The organism is Bacteroides sp. CACC 737, from assembly GCF_013874375.1.
Taxonomy (GTDB): Bacteria; Bacteroidota; Bacteroidia; order Bacteroidales; family Bacteroidaceae; genus Bacteroides; species Bacteroides uniformis.
This window is the reverse complement of the sequence record NZ_CP059408.1, coordinates 342833-369525: the sequence shown is the minus strand read 5'-3', so window position 1 is coordinate 369525 and position 26693 is coordinate 342833. Positions and strand designations below refer to the sequence as shown.

Annotated in this window: 17 protein-coding genes; 9 read left to right on the top strand and 8 right to left on the bottom strand. The window is 48.3% G+C overall.

Going from position 1 to position 26693, the window contains the following annotated elements:
* The first annotated feature begins 230 nt into the window (after positions 1 to 230).
* From miaA to H1A11_RS01620, 9 genes are all read left to right on the top strand, one after another.
* Positions 231 to 1148 carry a tRNA (adenosine(37)-N6)-dimethylallyltransferase MiaA gene (miaA, locus tag H1A11_RS01660; RefSeq protein WP_181757637.1) on the top strand — a complete coding sequence of 306 codons (918 nt, stop codon included), beginning with the start codon at positions 231 to 233 and terminating at the stop codon, positions 1146 to 1148.
* Between the two features lie 65 nt (positions 1149 to 1213).
* Complete coding sequence (locus tag H1A11_RS01655; RefSeq protein ID WP_005828845.1) at positions 1214 to 2140, top strand: diacylglycerol kinase family protein; 927 nt, start codon at positions 1214 to 1216, stop codon at positions 2138 to 2140.
* 23 nt (positions 2141 to 2163) lie between these two features.
* Positions 2164 to 2964, top strand: coding sequence for a 3-deoxy-8-phosphooctulonate synthase (gene kdsA / locus H1A11_RS01650; protein WP_117601107.1), 801 nt, complete (start codon positions 2164 to 2166; stop codon positions 2962 to 2964).
* Positions 2965 to 3067: 103 nt separating this feature from the next.
* Complete coding sequence (locus H1A11_RS01645; protein WP_181757636.1) at positions 3068 to 5896, top strand: pitrilysin family protein; 2829 nt, start codon at positions 3068 to 3070, stop codon at positions 5894 to 5896.
* 80 nt (positions 5897 to 5976) lie between these two features.
* On the top strand, positions 5977 to 7464 hold the full coding sequence (locus H1A11_RS01640; RefSeq protein WP_117965973.1) for a DUF5687 family protein: 1488 nt from the start codon (positions 5977 to 5979) through the stop codon (positions 7462 to 7464).
* A 25-nt stretch (positions 7465 to 7489) separates the two neighbouring features.
* Positions 7490 to 8299: an ABC transporter ATP-binding protein gene (locus H1A11_RS01635; protein ID WP_117965970.1), complete on the top strand. Its 810-nt coding sequence runs from the start codon at positions 7490 to 7492 to the stop codon at positions 8297 to 8299.
* A complete protein-coding gene (locus H1A11_RS01630; protein ID WP_117601111.1) occupies positions 8296 to 8808 on the top strand; it encodes a C40 family peptidase in 513 nt (170 codons plus the stop codon). Before H1A11_RS01635 ends, H1A11_RS01630 begins: the two co-directional genes overlap by 4 nt.
* A gap of 78 nt (positions 8809 to 8886) precedes the next feature.
* On the top strand, positions 8887 to 9771 hold the full coding sequence (locus H1A11_RS01625) for a TraB/GumN family protein (RefSeq protein WP_117965967.1): 885 nt from the start codon (positions 8887 to 8889) through the stop codon (positions 9769 to 9771).
* A gap of 440 nt (positions 9772 to 10211) precedes the next feature.
* Entirely contained in the window at positions 10212 to 11738 is a 1527-nt protein-coding gene (locus H1A11_RS01620) for an ATP-binding protein (RefSeq protein WP_117965964.1), read from the top strand.
* A gap of 78 nt (positions 11739 to 11816) precedes the next feature.
* Here H1A11_RS01620 and H1A11_RS01615 read toward each other — a convergent pair whose 3' ends face one another.
* From H1A11_RS01615 to H1A11_RS01580, 8 genes are all read right to left on the bottom strand, one after another.
* A complete protein-coding gene (locus tag H1A11_RS01615; protein WP_181757635.1) occupies positions 11817 to 14060 on the bottom strand; it encodes a GH92 family glycosyl hydrolase in 2244 nt (747 codons plus the stop codon).
* 297 nt (positions 14061 to 14357) lie between these two features.
* Positions 14358 to 15332, bottom strand: coding sequence for a glycoside hydrolase family 130 protein (locus tag H1A11_RS01610; RefSeq protein WP_117965961.1), 975 nt, complete (start codon positions 15330 to 15332; stop codon positions 14358 to 14360).
* Between the two features lie 108 nt (positions 15333 to 15440).
* The gene (locus H1A11_RS01605; protein WP_117588977.1) at positions 15441 to 16748 is read right to left on the bottom strand and encodes an MFS transporter; all 1308 of its coding nucleotides are present in this window, start codon (positions 16746 to 16748) and stop codon (positions 15441 to 15443) included.
* Positions 16749 to 16764: 16 nt separating this feature from the next.
* Positions 16765 to 19050 carry a GH92 family glycosyl hydrolase gene (locus tag H1A11_RS01600; RefSeq protein WP_181757634.1) on the bottom strand — a complete coding sequence of 762 codons (2286 nt, stop codon included), beginning with the start codon at positions 19048 to 19050 and terminating at the stop codon, positions 16765 to 16767.
* A gap of 214 nt (positions 19051 to 19264) precedes the next feature.
* Entirely contained in the window at positions 19265 to 20416 is a 1152-nt protein-coding gene (locus H1A11_RS01595) for a DUF1735 and LamG domain-containing protein (protein ID WP_117588989.1), read from the bottom strand.
* Between the two features lie 27 nt (positions 20417 to 20443).
* Positions 20444 to 21553, bottom strand: coding sequence for a glycoside hydrolase family 18 (locus H1A11_RS01590; RefSeq protein ID WP_181757633.1), 1110 nt, complete (start codon positions 21551 to 21553; stop codon positions 20444 to 20446).
* A gap of 33 nt (positions 21554 to 21586) precedes the next feature.
* The gene (locus tag H1A11_RS01585) at positions 21587 to 23218 is read right to left on the bottom strand and encodes a SusD/RagB family nutrient-binding outer membrane lipoprotein (RefSeq protein ID WP_117958554.1); all 1632 of its coding nucleotides are present in this window, start codon (positions 23216 to 23218) and stop codon (positions 21587 to 21589) included.
* 16 nt (positions 23219 to 23234) lie between these two features.
* Positions 23235 to 26525 carry a TonB-dependent receptor gene (locus H1A11_RS01580; RefSeq protein WP_226791310.1) on the bottom strand — a complete coding sequence of 1097 codons (3291 nt, stop codon included), beginning with the start codon at positions 26523 to 26525 and terminating at the stop codon, positions 23235 to 23237.
* Between the last annotated feature and the right edge of the window lie 168 nt (positions 26526 to 26693).

Sequence of the window (26693 nt, the reverse complement as noted above, 5' to 3'; positions counted from 1 at the left end):
GATAAATGCTCGTTTTCACGTCCTTTTTCACTTTTTCTGCTTCAAAATAGAAAAGGAGGTATAGCATCACGTAAAAAAATAAGCAAGTTCTTTCCATTATACTCCCAGTTTGCATTATCTTTGCACTAACACGAAGATAGGCTGCACCTCAGCATAAAAAATGAACGAGTTCATTTTATTCTGCATTCGGTTTGCACTATCTTTGTAATGAGATTAACAAGAACTTATATATGCCAGACTATGATTTAATCGCCATATTAGGGCCTACCGCCTCAGGAAAGACTCCATTTGCAGCCGCCTTGGCCGCCGAACTCCATACGGAAATCATCAGTGCCGATTCACGGCAAATCTACCGGGGGATGGACCTGGGCACCGGCAAAGACCTTGCCGACTATACCGTCGACGGGAAACAGATTCCCTATCACCTCATCGACATAGCCGACCCGGGCTATAAGTACAATGTTTTCGAGTATCAGCGTGATTTCTTGAATGCTTACGAGACTATTAAACAAAAAGGTTGCCTGCCCGTTGTATGTGGAGGAACCGGAATGTATCTCGAATCAGTGCTGAAAGGCTACCGTCTGCTGCCCGTACCCGAGAATCCTGAGTTGCGCACCCGTCTGGCGGACAAATCGCTGGAAGAACTGACCGACATACTGAAAGGTTACAAAAGCCTGCACAATACTACGGACGTGGACACAGCCAAACGTGTCATACGAGCCATCGAAATCGAAGAGTATTATGCCCATACCCCAGTAGACGAACGTTCCTTCCCCCAGATGAACAGCCTCATCATAGGTGTGGACATCGACCGGGAATTGCGTCGGGAGAAAATCACCCGCCGCCTGCACCAGCGCCTGGAAGAAGGAATGATAGACGAAGTGCGCCGTCTGATAGAGCAAGGCATCCAACCGGATGACCTCATCTATTACGGACTGGAATACAAGTATCTGACACTTTATGTCATCGGCAAGCTGACCTATGAAGAGATGTTCACGCAACTGGAAACAGCCATCCACCAGTTTGCCAAACGCCAGATGACCTGGTTCCGCGGTATGGAACGGCGTGGATTTACCATCCATTGGATGAATGCCCGATGGCCGATGGAAGAAAAGATAGCTTTTGTAAAGAAGAAGTTGGAAGGATGATGAAATGATGAAGAACCGGGTGATTTAAATCGTAAACTGTAAATAGTCAAATTGTAAATAGAATCATGAGTGCAGAACCCGAAAAGTTGGGAGTAATATACAACCCCAAGGCCGGAACGCGGAAAGTGCAGAAACGGTGGAAAGAAATCAAAGAATACATGGACAGCAAAGGTGTGCCTTACGACTATGTGCAGTCCGAAGGGTTCGGTTCGGTAGAGCGTCTGGCAGGTATCCTTGCCAACAACGGCTACCGCACCATTGTTGTAGTAGGCGGTGACGGCGCACTGAATGACGTCATTAACGGCATCATGCTTTCCAATGCACCGGACAAGGAGAATATAGCCATCGGCATCATCCCCAATGGTATAGGAAATGACTTTGCCGACTATTGGGAAATGAGTTCGGACTACAAGAAAGCGGTGGATTGCATCATCAACAACCGCCGCCGGAAAATAGACGTGGGTACCTGCTATTATTACGACGGTGAAAAGCATCTGACACGCTACTTTCTCAATGCCATCAACATAGGTCTGGGAGCCCGTATCGTGAAAATCACCGACCAGTGCAAGCGTTTTTGGGGAGTGAAGTTCCTCTCTTACTTCATGGCACTGCTATCCATTATCTTCGAACGTAAGTTGTACCGCATGCATCTCAAGATAAACGGCGAGCATATACGCGGACGCATCATGACTGTCTGCATAGGCAGTGCGTGGGGATACGGCCAGGCGCCTAGTGCAGTGCCCTATAACGGCTGGCTGGATGTTTCCGTCATTTACCGTCCCGAATTGCTGCAACTATGGTCGGGATTGTGGATGCTTATCCAAGGGCGGATTCTGAACCATAAGGTAGTGATGCCCTACCGTACGCAAAAAGTAAAAGTGCTGCGTGCGCAAAATGCCTCTGTCGATTTGGACGGACGTATTCTCGACCGTCATTTTCCACTGGACATCAGCGTACTGCATGAAGCAATAACATTGATTATACCCAATTGAAAATACTTAATCAGTAACAACCTATGATTGAATTAAAGAATAATCCTGCCGGAAACTTCTTCCTACTGGCAGGTCCATGTGTCATCGAAGGAGAAGAAATGGCAATGCGCATTGCCGAACGTATCGTGACTATCACCGAAAAACTGCAAATCCCCTATGTATTCAAAGGGTCGTACCGCAAAGCCAACCGCTCCCGCCTGGATTCCTTTATGGGTATCGGTGACGAAAAGGCGCTGAAGATACTGCAAAAAGTGCACACCACTTTCGGAGTACCTACCGTAACCGATATTCATGCCGCCGAAGAAGCCACCATGGCTGCCGAATATGTGGATATTCTGCAAATTCCCGCCTTCCTCTGCCGGCAGACAGACCTGCTTGTAGCCGCCGCCAAAACCGGAAAAACCATCAACATCAAGAAAGGGCAGTTCCTCTCTCCGCTTGCCATGCGCTTTGCGGCTGATAAAGTAGTGGAAGCAGGCAATAGGAACGTCATGCTGACGGAACGCGGAACTACTTTCGGTTATCAGGATTTGGTCATCGACTATCGCGGCATCCCCGAAATGCAGACCTTCGGTTTCCCTGTCATCCTGGATGTAACCCACTCCCTGCAACAGCCCAACCAGACCAGTGGTGTCACGGGAGGTATGCCGCAACTTATCGAGACCGTAGCCAAAGCCGGTGTTGCCGTAGGTGTAGACGGACTGTTCATCGAAACCCACGAAAATCCCACCGTAGCCAAGAGTGACGGCGCCAACATGCTGAAACTCGACCTGCTGGAAGACCTGCTGACCAAATTGGTCCGCATCCGGGAAGCAGTCAGATAAATTCCATTTATCCGGAATGGAATCCGAAAAAAACAACAGAAGTTGTGATTTATCTAAGGGCTGTCCGACAGATAGTTCAAGAACAATTTAAATTCATAATAATATGAAACATCTATTACGCGGTTTATGGATTGTAGCGTTAATTCTTTGCTGCAATTTTCAGCAGGTATTTGCACAGCAAATGCCGCCTATCCCGGTCGACAAAAATGTCCGTATCGGAAAGTTGGACAACGGATTGACCTATTATATCCGCAAGAACAGCCAGCCTGCAAACCGGGCCGACTTTTACATTGCCCAAAAGGTAGGCTCCATTCAAGAAGAAGCCGACCAACGCGGCCTTGCCCATTTCCTGGAACACATGTGTTTCAATGGAACGACCCACTTCCCCGGTGATGCACTGAAACAATACCTGGAGCGTATCGGGGTGAAATTCGGTGAGAACTTGAACGCCTATACTTCCGTAGACGAAACCGTATACAACATTTCCAATGTGCCGGTCACTACTCCGGGAGCCATCGACTCCTGCTTGCTGATTCTGCACGATTGGAGTAACGATTTGACTCTGGACCCGAAGGAAATAGACAAGGAACGCGGAGTCATCAACGAAGAATGGCGCACCCGTATGAGCGCCATACAACGCTTCCAGGAGAAGATGCTTCCGGTCATGTTCGAAGGAACGAAGTATGCCACTTGTTTCCCTATCGGAACGATGGAGGTCGTTATGAACTTCAAACCGCAAACCTTGAGAGACTACTATGAAAAGTGGTACCGTCCGGACCTTCAGGGTATTGTGGTAGTTGGCGATATAGACGTGGATGCCATCGAAGCCCAAATCAAGAAAATATTTTCTGATATTCCCGCCCAGCCCAATGCTGCCAAACGTGAGTACTATCCGGTAAACGACAACAAGGAGCCTATCGTATTGGTTTATCAGGACAAGGAACAGTCCAATGTACAAGCCCTCATCTTCAACAAGCACGAAGCCACTCCTGACGAGCAGAAAGGCGACATGGGCTATCTGGTACAGAATTATGCAACCACGCTCATCAACAATATGCTGAATGCGCGTCTGAACGAATTGGTACAGACCGCCAATCCTCCTTATATATATGCCGCCACTTATGACGATGATTTCTTTGTTGCCAAAACCAAAGATGCCTTCACCGGTGTCGTTGTCTGCAAGGAAGATGCCATAGAAAATGGAATAGCCACTCTCCTGCGCGAAACAGAACGCGCCCGCCAATTCGGCTTTACGGAAACGGAATACAACCGTGCCCGTGCCGAATATCTGCGCCAACTGGAATCTGCTTATAACGAGCGTGACAAACGCAAGAATGAAGAGTACGTGGATGAATATGTCCGTCATTTCCTCGATAACGAACCGATTCCAGGCATCGAAAACGAATACGCCATCATCAATCAGATAGCTCCCGCCATTCCGGTTGCCGCACTGAACCAGATGATGCAAGCCCTCGTGACAGACAGTAACCAGGTAGTCGCAATTCTCGGTCCGGATAAGGAAGGATTGAAAATGCCGACAGAAGATGCAATCAAGAAGATACTGAAAGATATTAAAGCTGAAAAACTGACTGCCTACGTAGACAAGGTATCGGATGAACCTTTGATGGCCGAAGCCCCGAAAGGCGGAAAGATTGTATCCGAGCAGACAGACGATATATTCAGCACTACAACGCTGACACTCTCCAACGGAGTCAAGGTCATTATCAAGAAGACAGACTTCAAGGCAGACGAAATCCGCATGAAGGGAGTCAGCCTAGGCGGTAGTTCCCTGTTCCCCGACTCGGAAATCATCAACATCAACGGACTGGATGCAGTGAGTGTCGGTGGTCTGGGTAATTTCAGTGCCGTAGACCTGGAAAAAGTTCTGGCCGGCAAGAAAGCTTCCGTCAGCTATGGTATCGGTGACAAGACAGAAACCGTCAATGGCAGCTGTTCACCGAAAGACTTCGAAACAATGATGCAGCTCACTTACTTGACGTTCACCGCTCCACGCCGTGACGACGATGCCTTCGCATCCTACAAGAACCGCAACAAAGCTGCTTTGCAGAATATGGAAATGAATCCCCAGGTGGCGTTCAGTGACTCTGTCTCGGCCGGTATTTACATGCACCATCCCAGAAGAGCCAGAATAAAGGCGGACATGATTGACAAGATGGATTATGACAAGATTCTGTCCATGTATCAAGACCGCTACAAAGATGCCAGCGATTTTACCTTTATCTTTGTAGGAAATGTGAATGTGGAGGAAATGAAACCACTCATCGCCGAGTACCTGGGTTCACTGCCTGCCATCAACCGCAAGGAAACATTCAAGGACAATAAAGTCGACATGCGCCAGGGAGTTTATAAAAATGAGTTCGTAAGGAAGCAGGAAACTGCTAAAGCGTCAAATTTTGTCCTGCTGAACGGTGACTGCAAGTACGACCTGAAAAATGACATCCTGCTGGATATGACCAGCCAGATTCTTGACTTGGTTTATACAGCCAAGGTACGTGAAGACGAAGGTGGCACTTACGGTGTATATGTAGGCGGCCAGTTAAGCAAATATCCGAAAGAAAAGGCCCTTCTGCAAATTATATTCGAAACCGCTCCGGCAAAAAGAGAAAAGTTGATGCAGATTATCTTTACAGAACTCGACAACATCGCCAAAGCAGGTCCGTCGGAAGGAGATCTGAATAAAGTGAAGGAGTTCATGCTGAAAAAACACGCCGAAGACTTGAAGGAGAACAGCTACTGGCTGGGAAGTATTGACGAATACCTGTTCACCGGTATGAATCCGATAAAGGATTACGAACAGATAGTCAACAGCATTACCGTGAAGGACATCCAGAAGTTCACCGACGACTTGTTCAAGCAGAAGAATGAGATTGAGGTATCAATGATCAGTCCTGAAACTCCTGACAAAGAATAAGAGAGCCATACACACAGAAGGCTGCGTTGTTTAAAAGGCAGCGCAGCCTTTTTTATACAAACTCTATATATACAAATACTATGAGTCTTTTCTTAGATTTGCGCAAGCACGGAAAACTGGCGGAAAAACGAAATCCGATGTACGAAAAAAGTAAATTCGGAAAATTCTGGATGTACTTCATGTTCGTCTTCTGGGCCGGTTACCTGATATTCTTCGGTACGACCTTTGCATTCGCCTTTGACGGTGGTGCCACAGAAGCCTATCACGTAATGAACTCCGGATTGATATTTGTCCTTGTGCTGGATTTCCTGATACGCCTGCCTTTCCAAAAAACACCCACCCAGGAAGTGAAGCCCTACCTGCTGCTTCCCATCAAACGGAATCGTCTTATAGACTTCCTGCTGATCCGTTCCGGACTGGATGGCTTCAATCTGTTCTGGCTGTTTCTGTTTGTTCCGTTTTCCATCATCACCGTCACCAAATTCTATGGAATCAGTGGTGTGCTGACCTATTGCATTGGCATCTGGCTGCTGATGGTATTCAATAACTACTGGTTCTTGTTGTGCCGCACACTGATGGGTGAGCGCATCTGGTGGCTGGCATTACCAGTAGTAGTATATGGTGGCATTGTCGCCGCACTATTCATTCCGGACAACAGTCCGCTTTTCGACTGTTTTGTCAATCTGGGAGAAGGGTTCATCACCGGCAATATACTGTCATTCATCGGTGTACTGGCTGCCATCGCCCTCATGTGGTTCATCAACCGCACCCTGATGCAGAAACTCATCTACAATGAACTGAACAAAGTGGAAGATACACGGATAAAACATGTATCCGAATACAAATTCCTCGACCGCTACGGCGAAATAGGCGAATACATGAGACTGGAACTCAAGTTATTGCTACGCAACAAGATTTGTAAGCGTTCGCTCTATTCCATCACCGGTGTAGTGATAATGTTCAGTAGTATCATTAGCTTTTCCGATGTGTATGACGGAGGTCTGAGAGATTTCTTCGTCCTTTATAATTACATTATCTTCGGCATCATGTTCCTCAGCACACTGATGGGTTACGAAGGCAATTACATTGACGGACTGATGAGCCGCAAGGAATCTATCTACTCGCTGCTGCGTGCCAAATACATACTGTACAGCATTGCATTGCTCATTCCTACGATTCTGATGATTCCCGGTATGGTTACCGGGAAGGTATCCGTACTCGGTTGCATTGCATGGCTGATATTCATTCCGGGAGCCGTATACTGCTGTCTGTTCCAACTGGCAGTCTACAACAACAAGACTACCGACCTGAATTCAAAGATGACCAGCCGGCAGAATATAGGCACCGGTCTGCAGAATCTGATTTCAGGAGGTGCTTTCGGCATACCTTTACTGCTGCTTTTTGCACTGAATGCCATCTTTGGCAAAGAGGTCACCCCCTGGATACTTATCGGCATCGGCGTGGCATTCATCGCCACTTCCAAATTCTGGCTGATGAATGTATATCACCGACTCATGAAACGCCGCTACAAGAATATGGAAGGCTTCAGGGACAGTAGACAGAAATAGAAATCATTAAACATCAATCACTAACATGATACGCATCAACAATTTACAGAAGAATTTCGGCACAAAAAAAGCCGTAGATATAGAGAACTACACCATCGGGCAAGGCGATATGCTGGGACTGGTAGGCAACAACGGTGCAGGCAAGACCACCCTCTTCCGCCTTATTCTTGACTTACTACAGGCAGACCGGGGCAATGTAACCATCAATGACATTGACGTCAGCAAAAGTGAGGACTGGAAGAACTTCACGGGAGCCTTTATAGACGACGGTTTCCTGATAGACTACCTCACTCCCGAAGAATACTTCTATTTCATCGGCAAGATGTACGGTCTGAAGAAAGAGGAGGTAGACGAACGCCTGCTTCCCTTCGAACGCTTCATGAACGGCGAGGTAATGGGCCAGAAGAAATTCATCCGCAACTATTCTGCCGGAAACAAGCAGAAAATCGGCATCATCTCCGCCATGCTCCACCATCCGCAACTGTTGATTCTGGATGAACCGTTCAACTTCCTTGACCCCAGTTCACAGTCCGTAATCAAACACTTGCTGAAAAGATACAATGAAGAACACGGAGCCACTGTCATCATTTCCAGCCATAACCTGAACCACACAGTGGACGTTTGCCCGCGTATTGCATTGTTAGAAAACGGTGTTATTATCCGCGATATACGAAATGAGAACAACTCTGCCGAACAGGAATTGGAAGCTTACTTCAACGTCGGCGTGGAGGAAGAAGCCGTGGTAGAAGAAACGGTAGAAGAAGCAGAAGCAGCCGTAGAAGAAATAACGGAAAAAGAAGATAAAACGGTAGAAGAAAAAAACTCGGAAGCATGAAAAAATATCTTTCTTATATAGTAGCCTTTACCATCATATTGATAGGTCTAAGTTCCTGCCATACCTCCGCGCCACGCCTGGACTACAAAGCCCTGGCACAGGCATCCGTCCGTTTGGGAGTGGATATTGAACTGCAGGACAACCACAAGCTGTACATCCATGCCTCCGAATGGATAGGCACCCCCTATCGTGCTGGTGGCGACAGCAAGCGGGGGACAGACTGCTCCGGACTGGTATCGCAACTGTATAAGAAAGTTTACCACACCCGTCTGTCGAGAAGCACAGACGGGCAACTGAAAGAGAGCAGCAAAATCTCCCGCCGCAACTTGCGTGAGGGAGATTTGGTGTTCTTCACCAGCCGTGCTTCCCGCAAAAAAGTGGCACACGTAGGTATCTACCTCAAGGACGGCAAATTTATACATGCCAGTACCAGCCAGGGAGTCATAGTCAGCAACCTCCGGGAAAAATATTACACCCAACACTGGCTCTGCGGAGGAAGAATAAAATGATACTAATTTTTTCCCTTCTTGTGATTTTCTTTACTCTTTCCCGACTGATAGTCCAGAAACAATTAAAAGAAGAAAACAATGAAGAAACTTTTAGGCATCCTCGTATTCATCAGCATTGCGCTGAGTGCCAATGCACAACTTTTATGGAAAGTATCCGGTAAAGGATTAGAGAAACCATCCTATATTTTCGGTACTTACCATCTCTCTCCACTCAGCATCAAGGACAGCATCGCCGCCATGCCGCAGGCCATGAACGAAACCACCCAAGTCTACGGTGAGGTCGTGATGAGCGAAATGGCGACTCCCACCTTCATGCAAAGCATGCAACAGCAGATGATGATGCCCAAAGACACCACGCTGCAAAGCCTCTTTACTCCCGAGCAATACGAAGAAGTGGGTAAAGTTGTAAAAGAGAATATGATGGTAGACATCGCCATGCTTGCTCAACTGAAACCGGCTGCCATCAACCAGCAGCTTGTCGTCCTGCTCTACATGAAACATACTCCGGGCTTCAACCCGCAAGAACAGCTCGACACTTACTTCCAGCAGCAGGCCGGACAGCAAGGCAAGAAAGTTGGCGGTCTGGAAACAGCCCAGTCACAAATAGACATTCTGTTCAACAGCCAGACGCTGCAACGCCAGGCAAACCTCCTCTACTGCGCTATCAGTGACATCGAGAAAGGTATCGAGCAAAGCAAGCGCCTGATTGCCGCTTATGAAAAGCAGGATCTGGATGCCATGCTGCAACTGATGGAAGAGCGCGACGGCAATTCATGCGACCCGCTGCCCGGAGAGATGGAAGCCATGCTGGACAACCGCAACAAGGCATGGGTTGAAAAGATGCCTGCCATCATGACGGAAGCCCCCACCCTTTTCGTAGTCGGTGCCGGACACCTGCCCGGAGACAATGGAGTGCTGAACCTTCTGAAACAACAAGGATATACCATAGAAGCCATGAAATAAATCCTCTAACAATTCTCTCTAACAACAACTTTTAATGGCAGGCTATACAAAGCGTGACGGTCAAATACCATCACGCTTTGTTTGCATATACACTTTATTGTCCTCATCATACTGTACATCCCGAAAAATATACTACTTTTGCACCAAAGTCTTGGCTGTTATAGTGATAACGTCACTTTTGACTCGATTCGATAAGAACGCAAGAAGCGAAAGTTATTATCCCTGCTATTCGGAATCTGGAAAATTCTCTTAAACACCGCAGGATAATAGCAACAGTTTCTTCACGTCTATGTTATTATATACTTAGGCGTGGGGGCTGTTGTCTATTAACGGTGTGGGCATTTTCCAGAGCCTCGAATGCAGATAGACAATAACAGTCCTCGCGCTTTTTATATAATAACCTTCGTCAATGAGGACAGACGAAATGAAAGACACTGCGTATGCATCTTACATTATTTGGAGAAGTACAGTTATTTCTGTTAATTGCCGTTACATCTGCAAGCTTTCTATACTGGATAAATCATAAATACAAAAGTCTGAACAGACAGATTATCCGGGCAATAGACATTCCAGTATATCTGCTGAACAGACAAGGTATTGTCGTAAAACTACTTAATACACCTACCGAAAAGGCGAACAGACTTCCATTTCTGAATTCGGGAGTTCTAAATATCAATAATTTAGTGACAGACGCCGATGAATGCCGGAAATACATGACGTCGCTGTTACGCGTACTGAATACCCGCACTTCGGACAGCCTGATCCTAAAGATAAGAGTGGAAAGTAGTGAAGAACTATATATCGCAGTGCGCATGGTCTACCTCAACAGAAATTATGCCATGGCCTTCATACGCGACATTACGGAAGATGAAGTCCAACGCCGGGAAAACGAAAAATACCGTTTCTTCCTTGAAAGTATTCTGGAGAACCTCCCCATCGCCACTACAGTAAAAGACAAAAACGACGAAGGACGCTACCTGATATGGAACAAAAAAGCGGCAGAGATGATGGAAGTCCCCGCTGAGGATATTGTGGGACACTATGAAGAGGAGTTCAAACCCCTAATGCAAGATAATTTCATTCAGGAGACAGACAAAGAAGTCGAAGAGTCGGAAACTCCCCAGTCCTACATCAAACACTTTGTCAATCCCAAAGGCAGAGAGTATGTTCTGTCGTTTCACAAAACGCTGGTGTCCTACAACAAAGGAAAAGAGAGATGGATTGTCAGTTCTGCACTGGATATCACCGAACTACTGGCAGCCAAAGAGAAAGCAGAAGAAGCCAGCCGCCTGAAATCGGCTTTTCTTGCCAATATGAGCCACGAGATACGTACTCCACTAAACGCCATTGTCGGATTCTCCTCCATACTTTCCGATTATATACAAGACGAAGATACAAAGGAATACATACATATCATCGAAGAAAACACCCAACTGCTGCTGCAACTGATTAATGATATTCTCGACCTGTCACGCATCGAAGCCGGCATTCTCGAATTCACAGAAGGAGATATGGATGTAAACAAGGCGCTTGATGAAATGCAGACGATGGCAAAACTGAAACTTCCGCCCAAAGTCTGCATACGTCTCCTCCCCGGTACGGATTGCTGTAGCATTCATACCATTCCCAAGCGGGTAAGGCAAGTACTGAACAACTATCTGTCAAACGCCCTCAAGCATACGGAAGAAGGTTTCATCGACATTGGTTATCACCTGCCGCAAGAAGACAGGATTCGCTTCTTTGTCCGTGATACCGGGTGCGGCATTCCTCCCGAAAAGCAAAAGGATGTATTCGAACGCTTTGTCAAGCTAAACAGCTTTAAACAAGGCACGGGCCTCGGACTCTCCATCTGCACCATGATTGCCGGGAAAATGAACGGAAAAGTAGGTGTCAGCTCTATTCCAGGGAAAGGTTCCGAATTCTGGTTCGAAATACCCTATCAACCTGCCGGAAGCCAACCTGCATAGAAAAGCCCGCCACTGACATGAACTCTGTCAACAGCGGGCAACCTAAACCATCACCGATGTTATCCTGACTCACAATACCTATCGAAGACTAAACTGCAGTTTACCTCCCTGCACCAGTTCTTCATGAGTGATACGATATCGGGACAGTTTTTTTCCTCCCAGCTTCATCTCGCGGATATATAGAGATTCTGCCGACGGACGTTCCGTCTCTATTACCAGTTGGTCGCGTCCCCAATACTTAGGGTCGAGCTTTATGGTTACTTTATCAAATACCGGAGTAGATAGCGTATATGCCGGTTCTCCGGGACAATCCGGATAAAAGCCCATCATATTGAAGATAGCCCAAGCGGACATCGTTCCGGTATCATCATTGCCGGGAATTCCATCGGGGGCATTCTTGAAATACTTCTGCAAAAGGCGGTGCAGCTCTTTCTGCGTGCGCCACTCCTCACCCTTGAAATAAGAGAAAAGATGGGCGTATGCAATGTCCGGTTCGTTGGCAGGGTCGTACAGCCCTTCGTCGAACACGCGCTGAAGCTTGTCTACAAACGGCTTCTTTCCACCCATGAGCCGGGCAAGCCCTTTCACATCGTGGGGAACATAGAAAGTATAGTTCCAAGCATTGCCTTCGTGGAAGCCGGGGCTGGGCTCAAAATTCTCACCTTCCATAGGATTGAAAGGAGCATAGAATTCTCCGTCCGGCAAGATGGGACGGAAAGTACCGTACTCCTTACAGTAATAATGCTTGTAGCCCAGCGAACGTTCGTGGAACAGACGGGCATCCTCCTTCTTGCCAAGCGCAGCAGCTATGCGCGACAAGGCATTGTCGGCAATATAGCATTCCAGGGCATGTGAAACGGAATTGTCATACTGCTCCCGCAGAGGCACATATCCCAATGACACATAGTCGTCATTGTCCGGACGGAGCAGGTTCTCCGCCCCCGGCAGGGTGGCTCCCTTGCGCATGGCCTCGTAGGCCAGTTCTATGTCAAAGTCGCGCAGACCTTTCAGCCAGGTGTCGACGATGACGGGGATGGAAGGGTCACCTTCCATGGTCAGCGTCTCACGGCCGTAGAGTTCCCATTTGGGAAGCCAGCCGTGTTCGCGGTACATGTCGAGCATGGAGCGCACCATCTGCAATTGCCGTTCGGGATATACTAGCGTAAGAAGCTGGTGCACATTGCGGTAAGTGTCCCACAAGGAAAAGACGGTATAACGGTCGCCTTTGGTGGTCAGAATTTTGTCACTCTCCATAGCGGGATACTCCCCGTTCACATCTTGCAGGATATTGGGATGTATCAGCGTATGATAGAGTGCCGTATAAAAAACGGTTTTCTGCTCTTCCGTACCTCCTTCCACAAGGATGCGCGAGAGGTCATCGTTCCAGCAACGACGGGCTTCCTCCAGCACTTGGCTGAAGTTCTTTCCCTGCTGCTCGATATCCAAATTGAGCCGGGCATTCTCTATACTCACAAAAGAGACTCCCATCTGTACTTCCACTTGCTCGCCCTCTTCAGTATGGAATGTAAGGTAAGCGCCGATGTCATCTCCTGCCAGCTCTTTCCCGTAGCCGGTGTAAAGTTTGTAGCGTCCGTTATCGGGATCCCATTCGGCCTCCACACCGGTCATGGGGCGTTGCTTCTTCCAGTAGCCCGAAGCAGCAGGCTGCTTGTTGACACGCATCACAAAGTAGATGGGGAAAACGGCCTGCGGATTATAGCAGAAAGTACCCAGCAGCTTCATACCTTCAAACTCGCACTCACCCGTCCGACGCAGAAAAGCTCCCGATTCATTGGTCAGACCTTCGCCCAGATTCAGCAGTACATGGCTTTGCCCAGCAGGAAAGGTGAAACGCGCCACACCCGTGCGGGGAGTTGCCGTCACTTCCGTCTTCACATTGTAGCGGGTCAGGAAGTTGCTGTAATATCCGGGGGATGCCTGCTCGTCCTTATAGCGGCTTCCATACTCCTTATAATCCACGGACAACTCTCCCGTAGTGGGCATCAGCAGCAAAGAACCCAATTCCGGACAGCCCACACCGCTCAAATTGACATGCGAATATCCGGTGAAGAAACAATTGTGATACTCATAGGGAGTGGACCACCAGCGGGCATCTTTATCGTATTTGTTGTCCTCCGAGCCCATCACGTTGAAGGGCACTACGGACATCATTCCATTGGGACAGACGGCTCCCGGATTTGTAGTGCCGAAGTTGGTGGTACCAATAAAAGGATTCACATAGTCCGTCGGTTGCTTCTCCGCAGCCATAGATGCCGTGAGCATTCCAAAGGAGATGATACAGAAAGTAATCAGTCGTTTCATAATATAGTAGGGATTTGTTCTTTATTAGTTAGTGAGCACGCTACCCATGCCGGTGTCATTGCATGCACTCTGCAGCGTTACTGCAAACGGTCTGCAGTGACACTGCAAACTACTTTGCAGTAGCGCTGCAACAGCTTTGCAGTAACGCTGCATCAGCTTTGCAGTGGCGCTGCAACGGCTCTGCAGTATCACTGCAAAAAGCATGCAGTATCTTTGCAGTGATATTTCACTAAGTATAAGACAGTTACGGCAGACGTTTTTTTCAGCAATACCAAGCGCCTGCCAACTGCTTGGTGCTTACAAAATACTTGTGCGCTTCGTGAACTCCAGAATCTCGCGGATATAGCCAAAGGCAAGCCCCACTACCGTATCGGCTGCACCGTAGTATACAGCTACACGTTCTCCATCCTGCAATGCTGCGCAAGGGAACACCACATTGGGTACATCGCCTGCCAGTTCGTATGGAGCAGCAGGCGCAAGCAGATACTCACGGGTGCGGTAGAGCAACTTGGCAGGATTGTCCTTATCCAGAATAGCCGCCCCCATGGAGTAACGGAAACCGTTGCAAGTGGTTATCACGCCGTGATAGAACATCAGCCAACCTTCGTCCGTGAGGAACGGTACCGAACCCGCCCCTATCTTGGTGCATTGCCAGGCACTTTCGGGGAAAGGTGTGGGAGCCATCACATGGCGGTGTTCGCCCCAGAACTTCATGTCGGGGCTGAAGCTGATGTAGATGTCGCCAAAAGGTGTATGGCCACTGTCGCTGGGACGGCTCAAGAGTGCATATTTGCCATCGAACCTCTGAGGCAACAATACACCGTTGCGATTGAAAGGCAAGAAAGCATTCTCGCACTGGAAGAACTCCTTGAAATCGAAAGTATAGCCGATACCGATGGTGGGACCGTAGTAGCCGTTGCACCACGTAATCCAGTAGCGATCCTCAATCCATGTCACGCGCGGGTCGTATTTATATTCGGACTCTATCATGTCCGTATTCCCGGCCTTGAACTTGATTGGCTCATGCTCTATTTCCCAGTGGATGCCGTCCTTGCTGAAACCGGCAAAAATATTCATCTGCACCGCCCGGTTGTCACAACGGAACACACCGGCAAATCCGTCGCCAAAAGGCACCACTGCACTATTGAAGATACTGTTGGACGTCGGAATATGGTAACGTCCGATAACGGGATTCTGCGAATAACGCCACATCACGTCCGCACAATCTGCCGGACGCTCTTCCCAAGGGATTGAAGTAAATTTATTGTTCATAATATTTTGGATTTTTATCTTTGCACCACAGATTACACAGATGGGCACAGATTATATTCTTTTATTCAATAGTTTTTTATGCAACAAGTCTCATTCATGCTGCAAAGCTTACTTCACCTCATCGTCATGCGTAAAGGGAATGAAGTATGTTATCAGCAACGACGGTACGGCGGCCAACAGCACGTAAGTGAAGAACTTCTCGTACCCCAACAAATCACTAAAGAAACCACTCATCATCCCCGGAAGCATCACTCCCAAATTCATGATGCCGGAAGCAAAGGCGTAGTGTGACATCTGATGCTTGCCGGGAGCAATCTGCTGCATCATGAACAACGTCAGCCCCACGAAGCCGAAGCCGTAACCGAAATACTCCGCCACGATGCCCGCACCTATCAGATAAAGGTTCTCCGGTTGATAAATGGCGAGTAGCGTGTAGGCCACGAACGGAAAGTTGAACACGATGCAGAGCGAAAACAGCGTCTTCTTCAGCCCGCGCTTCGACACGTAGATGCCTGCCAACAAGGATCCCAGCACAAAAGCCGCTGAACCGAAGACACCGTTCAACGTACCGATTTCAGTAAGCGAAAGCCCCAATCCCCCCACCTCACGCGAGGAGCGCAAGAAGAGCGGTGCAATCTTCATCACAAGCCCTTCAGCAAAGCGGTAGAGGATAATGAAGCAAATGTAATAGAAGATGTGGCGCTTTGTGAAGAAATTCCTTATCACCGCCCACAGTTCCCGCATCACCTCCGCGCCCGAACGCTTGGCGTCCTGCCGCTTCTGCGTGCACGGCAACATCCGTGAATGATACCCCCCCAACAGCAACAGCAACACGGCAATGACGATAAAGATAATCATCCACGCTTCCTTATAAGCAGACATGTTCTCCTGCATAGAACGGCCTTCCATCGCCCCGAAACTCTGGGCCAGCATACCCGCCATCGCCACCAGTCCGCCGTTCGCCACCAATTTGGCGATGTTGTAGAAAGCCCCCTGCACACCGATGTACTTGGCTTGGTCGGCAGGTGACAGTTCCGCCATATACACGCCATCGCAGGCTATATCGTGCGTGGCTCCGCTGAAAGCGATGACTGCCATTGTCGAAATACTAATGGCAAAAAAGTAATCGAACTTCAACGAAAAAGCCACCAGTCCGAACAGCAATCCGCTCAACAACTGGGTGATAACCACAAAGAACTTCTTTGTGCGGTACATCTCCAGGAACGGACTCCAAAGGAACTTCAACGTCCAGGGCATCATGATGATAGAAGTCCAGAAGGCAATCTGCGTGTCGGATATGCCCAAATCCTTAAACATGAACGTAGAGACCAGGTTGACTGCAATGAAAGGCAGCCCCATGGCAAAATAAACGGAAGGCACCCAGGAAACCGGGTTACGGTAATTATTGTGATTCATAACTAATCGCACGTTATCAATTGTTTGTCTTTACCGGCTTGTCGCCCATTATCAACTCCAAAGTGCCACCGTCCGTTATGTCCTGATGCGTAAAGAACGGGCGTACCAATTCCTCGCCGTTCAACAACATCTTCTGAACATACTTGTTCGTACGACTGTTGTCCGTGGCCACCACCGTGAATTTCTTTCCATCCTTAAGGTTCACTGTCGCCTTGTCGAACAACGAGCGACCGATGGAATAGAGCGGACGGCCTGGGCAAACTTGGTAGAAGCCCATGGCATTCAGTACATACCATGCCGACATCTGCCCACAGTCTTCATTACCCGAAAGCCCGTTCGGATTGTTGAAATAAAGCGTCTGCAGTACCTCGTCCACCAACTCCTGCGTGCGCCAGGGTTGGCCCACATAGTTGTAGAAGTGAATGATATGGTGACTCGGCTCATTACCATGGGCATACTGCCCTATCAGGCCGGAAATGTCGGCAGACACTAGTTCACCTTCCAGTGAAGAATCGGCCACGAACAGCGAGTCCAACTTACCGATAAAAGCTTCACGGCCTCCCATCAGTTCCACCAGTCCCTCCACATCGTGAGGAACAAACCAGGTCCATTGCCAGGCAGTCCCCTCACAATAGTCATCACTGCGATGGTTGGAAGAGCGGGGATTGAACGGCGTACGCCAATTGCCTTTGCTATCCAGTCCACGCATAAAACGGGTAACTGGATCGAAATAGTTCTGATAGCCCTTGCTGAAATCAGCATACTTCCGTTGGTTCAGCGTGTCGCCCAACTCACCGGCCAGCACAGAGATGCACCAGTCATCGTAGGCATACTCCAAGGCCTTAGCTACTGCTTCATTATCCTTGTCGCAAGGCACGTAACCGACCTTGTTCTTCCAATATTTGGCCTGCGGCATCAAATGAGGCAATACCAAAGGATGGGTGATAATACCAGTAGTGTCATACTCCGCCACACGCAGGCAAGCGCGGTATGCCTTCTGTACATCAAAGTCGCGATAGCCCTTCATATAGGCATCTGCCACAAGGGAGGCAGCATGATAGCCTATCATCGTGCCCGTATAGTTGCCCGCCAATTCCCACATGGGAAATACACCGCCTTCGCGCTCCTTCTGGATGAGCGAGCGGATGAAGGCTTGGTTCAAATCCGGATTGATAATCGTCATCAACGGGTGGTAGGCACGGAACGTGTCCCACAAAGAGAAAATGGTATAGACGGGCTCTTCCACGCTACCCTGATGCACTTTCAAATCCATGCCAAAATAACGCCCGTCGGCATCGGTAAACAGATTGGGCTGCATACCCGTATGATAAAGCGCCGTATAGAACATGGTACGCTGGTCTTCATCCTCCGTCTCGATATCTATCTTGGCAAGGTATTCATTCCATGATTGGCGGGCTGCCCGACGCACTCCGTCAAAATCCCATCCGGGTATCTCCGCTTCCACATTCCGGCGGGCACCGTCCATATCCACAGCTGAAACACCCACCTTCACCATCACCTGCTCATCCTTCTCCGTCTGGAATTGCAATAGCACCTTGGCGGTGGGCAACAGCGGTTCCCCTTCATCCAATGCCATGGAATCGGTCACCATTGTATAAGTAAACGGTTTGGAGAACTTGGCATAGAAGTTTATGTATTGATCGAAAGCCCAGTAAACGGTTTTCTTATGTCCGCGGATTTCTGTATCACTGATGACTTCCAGCTTCATCTCTTCATTCTTCTGACGCTGGAGGCTGTAGTCAAGGTCAAGGATAAATCCTGCTTTCCCAGACTTGGGAAACGTGTAGCGATGAATGGCGGCGCGCTTGGTAGAGGTCAACTCGGCTTGTACGCCATAACGGTCGAGGAATACGGAATAATATCCCGGTTCTGCCTTCTCCCGCCCGTGCGAGAAAGGCGAGGCGTATGCCATTTGCTGGCTCTTCTTCCCCATCGCATGATAGTCCTGACGGCCCACGGTGGGCATCAGCAGCACATCGCCATAATCACCGCAACCCGTTCCACTGAGGTGCGTGTGCGAGAATCCGTTAATGGTGGAATCGGCATAGTAATAACCGGAACAAGCATCCCACTGAAAGATGCGCGTGTCGGGGCTCGGCTGAATCATCCCGTTGGGTACCACTGCGCCCGGATAGGTATGTCCGTGCCCACCCGTACCGATAAACGGATTTACGTAAGATGCATAGTCTTCCCCTGAAGAAGCCGGAGTACAGTTGCATACCGCCATGCCCAACCACAAGAGACATCCGGCTTGCCATGCAATAGATTTCATGTTTTTCATCCTAAATTTAAGTTTATTGAGACACATTCTTTTGCCTTTTATTGGTTAATAAAACAATTCACTCGGCAAAAACACTAATACTGCAGATTATTTTTTAATTTTAATTAGCAGAATAGAAGGATAAAGAATAAAGACATGTCGGTAAAAGAAAGAATGCAAGTTCTTGTAATTGGTAGTTGCAAGAACTTGCATTCATATCCAAACCGGAATCCTGCTATTTAATAGTTATCGGTTCATCCAATTCCACGATGCCGAGGGCTTTATCGCCTCCATTCACCAATCCGTCCATTCCATGACCGGAAGCATCTTTCACTTTCCACGTCTCTCCGTCTTGGAACTGGTCGGTTCCGTTCAACTTATAATAAGCAGCAAGGCCTTCCGATTTCGGGTCAACCGTAATCATGTTTTCCTTGATTTGACTCTCCGTGCGCGACACATTCCAAAGTCTGACTTCGCTCATGCGACCATAGAACGGACGTTCGCCCCACATGAATCCGGCCACCTTACCGATAAAGAAGTCGCCCTTACCGAAATCGAAGCTCGGAATATCCCAAACCGCTTCGGAAGCTTTTTCTCCATTGATGAAGATGGCAGTCTTGCCGGTAGGCTGATTGTAAGTGAACGCCACGTGATACCATTTCCCGGTTCCCAAAGCCTGAGAAACGCTGTATTCCGATTTGCCTGCAATCTGCAAATGGTCTTTCTCCAGCAAAGGTGCATCACCGATACGGAAAATCAGAGTTCCCTCGCATCCCATAACAGTATTGTTGTTTCCAAAGAAATCAATATAAATCAATGCTTCGTAAGTAACGGATGTGAATTGGGTACCGGGAAGCAAAGGTATCCTCACATAATTGTTATACACACGAGCCACCTTCATAATCCGCACGGGCTTGTGGAGGATAAAATAAACCACATCTCCCCCTTGGGAAACCGGTAGAGAAGCAGACCGTACACGCACCGGAAGCAGATAAGACTTACCTTCTTCCACCTTATCCAACTTAGAAAATTTCACCGATACCGATCCGGCATACACCTCTCCGGAAGGAACAGTGGCAACAGCATTTCCCAAATCTACGGCAGTAGCATCGAACATCTCATATTCCGTTCCATACTTTTTGTTATAAGCCTCAATTACAGAAGTATCGGCCACTTCATAAGACACCTCTACCTGCGAAGCACACAAGGATGACACACGTGCCCGCAACTCATGGGTCATCGCTTCGCCCTCTTCCACCTCTATCCGGTACTCCCTTTCTTCAAAATAGACCTTAGGTTCCAGCAAATCACTTTCGCTATCATTGCAACTGACCGACAGCATGGCTATGAAGCAAAACACCATATATTTCAACAAATATTTATTCATATCTTTCATATTCTAAAATTTGATTCACTACTTATTTTTTCCTTTGCTTTCTTTCCATTCGTTGAACACACGCTGATTAATCTGTATGGCTTGACGCATCCATTTATAATCGGGTGCATTGTCATAGTCATTATCAAAGCGATAAGCTCCCACACCGCCTTTATACCCTTCTTCCGGCATCCAGGCGGCCTGTTTCAACAATTGCCCTCCATTGGAAGCAAACGATTCGAAGTTCTCCGTGACAATGAGTTTCTCATTGATATTGCCAGGCGAATGCAAATAAGGAGAAGCTTGCCCATACGCCTGAGCTATCCAGTAATCCACATAATCTTCTATCTCAGGCAAGAAATCATTGATATGCCCGTCGATGCATAGCAGTTTATGCCCTTTGTTCTCCGGGTCGCTCTTAGGACCGATGTATTTGCCCAACTCTTTCACCACGAAACCGATGTTATGGCTGCCGATAGTACCGTCGGAATCATTGAAACCGTTACCCGGTTCCCAGTCGATATCATATCCGTCCCACTCGCCGGTCACCAACGAGTCACAGATGGCTTTGGCAAATTTGGAAAGAGCCCGTTCCAGCTCTTCCTTGTTGTTCAAGTCATGCGAAGTAAACCCCCAGAAGTCCCAGCGAGCAAACTTTCTTTCTTCTGTCAGCTTAGCTTCGCTCCAACCCTCTTCTATGGCTTTTTTTTCCACTTCATCGTATACCGAAGTAGGGGTGCGCCCTTTGCCCAAGTGTGAAAGCAGGCAGACTTCCAATAACCTGATGCCTTTCACTTTTTGCACAAACTCCTTGTCTTTCTTCTGCGCCTCAGTGATTTCATAACGTCCTGGGGCACCGCTCCACATAGATATGATATCCATACTATCGGGCACAGAAGTGAGATACCCTCTCCGCATGGCTCCCGTCGGCGCCCAGTTGGAAAACCAGCCGAACGCAACGGGGCGGCCATAATTCTTGGCGGTTTCTTTATACGCGCGCAAGTCGGCATAGTACGCTTCGCTCTCCACGTCATCTTTGGTATTGTTACCACCGATATGATCTATCTCAATGCTCTCAATATCCGTGCAGGCAGTAGCCATCAAACCAAGCAACGGAACAATATATAATAGTTTCTTCAATTTTTTCATATTTTTCTTATTTCTAACGTAAGACATCGTTTATCACTTGCAATCCCACCACAGACGGGTAGAAGATTTGTCTTCACCACCCTTCCCATTATTGAGCAACTTCAGGATGGCCTGATAGTTGGCCTCGTCCTCCGTTGTCTGATGGAAACTGGTCGGATAAATCATTCGGCGCACTCCTTTTTCAATGGTGGCTCCTTGGAACGAACCTCTGTTTGCCATCACCGGATTCAAGTCGGGATAGCCAGTTCTTCTCCACTCCGTCCAAGCCTCTTGACCGTTGGGAAAGAGCGCAAGCCACTTCTGGATAATAATCTTCTCCAATTTTTCTTCCCGGCTGCCTTCAAACTTGACTGTAACGGCACGAGGGGCGGAAAAACTGCAAGAGTAAGAACCACCGAACTCATGCTTGATTGGTACATTGCCGGAGTTCATGTAATCATCGACCGAAGCTGTCACCCCGTTTTCCTGGAACGACATCCCAATACCTTGCTTGTAGAGCTCGTCGGCATTACCGAATTCACCTCCCCACACCAAAGCAGCTTCAGCACGTAAGAAATAGACTTCGGAAGCACGCATCCAATAGGTCGGAGTGTCACCTTTGATATTCGGCTTTGAGAATGTCGTATAGACATCGTTCTGCCCGTAAAGATGCCCGGCAGGAATGGCTTGATATTTCTTGCCATCGAATGCCAACTGTCCCAAAGTACATTTGTCATCCACCGGTTTGAAGTAAGCGCTCAGACGTGGGTCTTCGTAACCCATCAGGTAAGAGAACATGGACGACCCCATGCGCGATTCATTGTACTGCTCGGCCAACCACTCGATGTTGTTGCGGAAAGTGATGCCCGCACCCGAACTCATCTGCGCCTCTTCGTCTTTGGAGGTCATCACTCCGATGGAGTGTTTCACGGCCAAAGCCGCATACCGCTTTGCCAGTTCGGCATCGGCAAAACGTACGCGCATCGCCAGACGAAGCATCAGCGAATTGGCATACTTCACCCATTTCCTAGAGTCACCCGCATAAACCGCATCATAATCTCCCATAATGGTCACCCCGGCATCCGCTTTCTTGGTCAAAACCTCCACAGCATCGGCCAAGTCTTTGAACATGGCAGCATATATGTCCTTCTCCAAGTCGAAAGGAATGTTCATCGTAGCATCGGCTGCATGTGAATAAGGCATCGGCCCGAAACTCTCCAACGCCTTGTGCCAAGCCGAAATCTTCAATACTTGTGCCAAGGCAAAGACTTCGGGAGTGTCGTTCTTTTCAGAAGCGGCTTTCAATTTTTTCCACGGGTCGAGTGCATTGGTATAAGAACGTGCATAAGTACCCTTAATCCATCCGTCAATCAAATAATAACTGGTATTGTTGTTACCACCGTTCCAAGAGTTGTTTTGTGAGAAGAATCCACTCCAGCAGTCGGCAGACAGATGATAGTCGGTCTGGTACATGTTGATGATGTCCGTATCGTCGGCTTGTGTCCCTACCGGGAAGACGGTCTGCTCCATCGTTGTCACCAATCCTCCGACGGCAACACCGTCCATGGCTTCTTCCTTCTCGTTCATTTCAGCCCAATTGGTATTGATTTCCTCGTAATCGCAGGATGCCAACAATGCTAGGGCATATATTCCCGCTAAAAGCTTATATTGATTTATCTTTTTCATATTAAAAGTCGGTCTGTTATAATTTGAATTTAATACCAAAGCCAAAGCTACGCACACTTGGCTGCATAAAGTAATCGTTGCCTTGTCCGTAGGTGGCGGTAGAGGGAGTCAGTTCGGGGTCGAACGGAGCCTCGCAGTACAACATCCAGGGATTGTTGGCAATGAAGGAAACCGTCACGTCCTTCAGTACATTGCCAAACCAGCGGTTGGGCATGGTGTAGCTGAGTGTCAACTCCTGCAAACGGATGTTGGTAGCGCTGTAGACATAGTAGCCGGAGGTCTCGTAACCTCCTGTACCAATCATCTGGTAGTAGGTCTTTGCATCTACCCTGCCCTGTCCCGGCAATAATGCACCGCCATTGTCACGTGCCTCGGCCGAACGCTTCGACACGCCGAAACGGTCGAGCAATGCTTCGGTAGAGGAGGTAACCACACCTCCGAAACGTCCGTTGAGCAGGAAGCTGAGTCCGAGTCCTTTGTACGACAAGGAGTTGTTCCATCCCATATTGAAGTCGGGGGAAGTCTTGCCCAAATAGACGGGCTTACCGCTATTATCCAGTTCAAACGTACCGTCACTCTTTATCTCTACATAACCCTGATGATCTTTCTTCAAGAAGGTATTGGCGTAAATGTCGTGAATGCTGCCACCTTTCCTCAAAATGATACGTCCGCCATCTTTCACAACTTCAGAAATCTGGATGGGATCGTCCAACAAATCAGTATGGTAACCATCCACCATTTCTTTAATTCTGTTGACGTTACGCGAAAATGTCAATGTGGAGGAGAATGCCAGTCCGTTCTTCAGCTTGTCATTGTAACCCAAAGAGGCTTCCCATCCGCGGTTCTCCACATTACCGGCCTGCAAGTAAATCTGCTTGTAACCGGTAAATTCAGGCAAGTTACCCAAGAAAGTCTGGTTCTTGGTATTGGAATGGTAGTAAGTGACTTCTGCACTCAACTTGTTCCACAAACGCAAACTTAAACCGAATTCATACGAACGGGTACGCTCTGCCTTGAAGTCGGTAAACGGATAGATATAGGTAGGCTTCACCGTACCGCCGTCAATGGGAGTTGTCACCGTACCGGGAGTCAGACCGGAACGGGAAATTGGAGCGCCCACTTCGGTAAAGGAACCACGTACCTTCAAGTAAGAAATGAACCGGGGCAAATCTACCATTTCGGAAATGATGGCCGACAAACCTACGGAAGGATAGAAGAAGGACTCTTCGTCGGTGTTCACCAGACGGGAGTTCCAGTCGTTACGTCCGGTCAGCGTCAAGTAAAGCATACTCTTCCAGCCTAATTCCACATTGGCAAAGACGGCATGGTTGCGCACGCGGCTATCACCGCCCTTTTCGGAGACACGTCCATTGGCCGGGTCGATGTTGACTGCCACGAATTTATTGGGTACCAGGCTCAATGTTCCTTTATATCCTCTCTCCAATAGCCAATAGTTAGAATAGCTCCAGCCCAAGTTAGCAGCAATGCTGAAGTCCCGGATATGCTTGTTGACATTCAGCATGAAGTCGGCGTATTCTTGGCGGTCGTTATAGTTGCTGTAGCCATAATGTCCTTTCTTTCCCTCGGCAAACTTCTGGTCGGAAGTGGCGTAAATCTTGCGTTCGAAGAGCACATGCGTATCGTCCATGCGGAAGCGTGCGGCGGCGTTCAGCCAGTCGGTAATCTTGTAGGTCAGCCCCACGTTGAACATGTAGCGGCTCTTCTCGTTGGTAGCCACATTGCGGTAGGCAGTCCAGTAAGGGTTCTGCGAAGCGTAGGTAGGTTCGGACACCGGCCAGTATTGTACGGGAAACTTACGGCTGTCATCATAACGCTCAAAAGTCTTGATGTCTTCAAAGTTTTCTCCCCGCGGGAAGAGGTAGGCAGCCATCACCGGATTCCAGTACTGTCCTTGCGACACCATGTTGCGGTCTTTCTGCTTCACATACGACGCGCCCAGGTCGAGTTGCAGTTTATCCTTGAAGAAGGTGGCAGTGTTGCGGATAGTGAAGTTCAGACGGTCGTAAGAGTTATTGGGCACAATACCGGCCGAGTTGGTGGATGATACGGACGCGAACGTCTGGTTCTGCTTGGTGCCCGTGGTCAATGTCAACGAGTTGATGAAGTTGGTTCCGGTATTGAAGAAGTCGTCCTTCGGATCGTAGGCAGAAGGGGTAGCCAGCTTTTCTCCCCAGCTTTCGTACATGTCCTTTTTATTGCCGTAGGTGCTCTGGAACTCCGGTGTCATGTAGGCTTTGCTAAACTCCGTGGAAGAAGAGAACTGGACGGAAAGTTTTCCTTCCTTGCCCTTTTTGGTAGTAATCAGAATCACCCCGTTGGCGGCGCTGCTACCGTACAAGGCGGCTGCCGAAGGGCCGCTCAACACGGAGAGGCTTTCGATGTCTTCGGGGTTGAAGTCAGCAATACCTTCCGTTCCGGCCTTGCCCTCACCCATGATACCGCTGTCCGTATTCCCCATATTGGTGTTGAACAAAGGGATACCGTCCACCACGTAGAGTGCATTGTTGTCGCCCTCGATGGACTTGGCTCCACGCATCACCACGCGGGTAGCTCCTCCCACGCCGCTAGCACTCTTGTTGATGCTTACACCGGCAATCTTTCCGCTCAGCGAGTTCACGAAGTTAGCATCCTTCACACGGACCAGCTCGTCTTGTTTCACCTGCTGCACGTTGTAGCTCAACGCTTTCTCGGCACGCTTGATACCCAGGGCAGTGACCACTACCTCGTTCAGCTTCTGCGAATCTTCTTCCAACAGCACATTCAGGATTCGATCGTCTATTATCTTGATTTCCTTAGTAGTATATCCCACATAAGAGATTTCGAGAACGTCCCCCTTGTTTACCGCCAAGTTGAACTTGCCGTCCAAATCAGTAATGGTACCGGCAATGGTATTCTTCACCTTCACGTTGACGCCAATCAGCGGTTCGCCGGTAGCATCCTTGACCACGCCGTCCACCTTGATTTTGGGTTCTTGTTGCTTTATCTGTTTCGTGGACAAGATTATCTGATTGTCTACCAATGTATAAGTGACATTTGTTCCACGAAACATGTCATCCAGGATCTCTGTTATCTTTCCCGACCGGCTGTTTACCGAAACAATGCGGTCTGCCTGAATCGTCTTGTTATTATAGAGGAACACATAGTCGGAGTTCTCCTCTATCTTATTCAATACATTTTCTATGGAAACACTCGACATAGAAAAGGAGCCTCGCGTCCGCTGGGCGTACCCGTTACTGGCAGGAAGCTGTAATACAACAGCAAAAAGTAGTATTAGACTTATCCTCATAGGTAAAGGAAGTTTTAATTTTAAGGTATATTTAAGGCATACTGCACTAAATGAATGATTATTTTTCATACATTTGCGGTTAACTAAAGTTTATTACTAAATGAACTAAGGTTTGATTCACGGCTTCTTGTCTGCTAAACCAAAATCCGTGAGTTTTTTAATGAGTAG